Source organism: Borrelia hispanica CRI, from assembly GCF_000500065.1.
Taxonomy (GTDB): Bacteria; Spirochaetota; Spirochaetia; order Borreliales; family Borreliaceae; genus Borrelia; species Borrelia hispanica.
In genome coordinates, this window is sequence record NZ_AYOU01000134.1 from 1 (window position 1) to 1,385 (window position 1,385).

General features: G+C 28.7%; 2 protein-coding genes. Both read left to right on the top strand.

Annotated elements, in window-relative coordinates; translation table 11 throughout:
- The first annotated feature begins 26 nt into the window (after window positions 1-26).
- Window positions 27-662 carry a DUF792 family protein gene (locus U880_RS0105725; protein WP_024654544.1) on the top strand — a complete coding sequence of 212 codons (636 nt, stop codon included), beginning with the start codon at window positions 27-29 and terminating at the stop codon, window positions 660-662.
- Window positions 663-666: 4 nt separating this feature from the next.
- The coding region (locus U880_RS10205; protein ID WP_024655137.1) for a DUF693 family protein at window positions 667-1,385 on the top strand (719 nt) is incomplete at its 3' end.

The following is a 1,385-nucleotide window of genomic DNA, read 5'->3' on the forward strand; positions in this document are numbered from 1 at the left end:
TAAAAACACCTTAAGGAGATATAAATATGATTACACAATTTACAACTGATTTTATTCACCAGTACAAAGATGCAAAAGGCATGAAATCAATGCTAGATTATATTCACTTAACGCCATCTCAAATAACAACTATTTTAAAAGAAACTTTTAACCAATTATCTAGTGTGTTTATGACACAGAATTTCTTAATTTTATGCCCACGAATGGATTTCAAAGGACAAGGATATGTCCCACAAGGATTTTTTATTCAAGCTAAAAGTGAACTAATAAATATGAAATATAATACTACTTGTTCAAAACGTCCTATAATTGATTACTACACTCGTAAATCTACACATGTAAGTTATAATCCTACTTTCAATGATGAGATTATTACATTAAATAATGCAAGATTAGTTAGTGGATATTCAGAACTACTTAAATGGTCATTTAATGTGCCTTTTGGAAAATCCATATTTCCACATACTAGCAATTTAGCAAAACAACACATAACTAATAGGGTAAAAGAAAGTGTGCCATTTAGTGTTTACAGCCCATCTTTTGGATTTATAGAAATAGTTGCTATTACTTCTCTTGATCTTAAAGATACAGTATATCTTGATGAGGTTGAAATTAGTGTAACATTAGAAGTTCTCAAAACATTTACAAAATATAAAGGATAAATTAATGGAACCTAGACTTTTAAAATATGACTTTAAAATAGAATTCCATGATCAACCTAAAATCTATGAGATACCTAAAAAAGAAAATGAAACTCAAACTGAAAAAACTAAAAAAAAGAGCATACCTAAAGAAAAACCAAAGGAAGAAACCAAGACTGAAGAAACTGAAGAAAAGAAGAAAAATACAAACGAACCTAAAATTATACTTCGAACTACAGATGGCATACATATAGACATCCAAATATCTGATGTATATACAAGCAATAACTATATATGTTCTAAACAAGCAAAACTAACTATTTGGAATTTACCTATAGATTTTACTGATAATTTACAAGCTGGTAATATTGTCACAATATACTATAAAAAATTTGCAGAACTTAAAGATTATGACTTTATTATGTCTGGGTACTTAGGTACACCTATGAGTACTGATTATCCTAGTGGTGATTTTAGTGTTGATTTGGAAATTCATTTAGCATCAAAAAGCAATTATTTTCACAGAGCACTCAACCCAAATCAATTTCAAGGCATGACAGTAGAAGACGCTATCAAATCAGCCTTTTATGGTAGAAATATTATCAATATGACTTATGAAAACAAGAAACGCATAATAAATGAAAGTTTTTGTGCAAACACTCCTGTTGAATTTATTGAAAAAATAACTAAAAAGTATGTCCAAAGCGTTAGAACAGATATTACACCTAAAGACCATACACAACT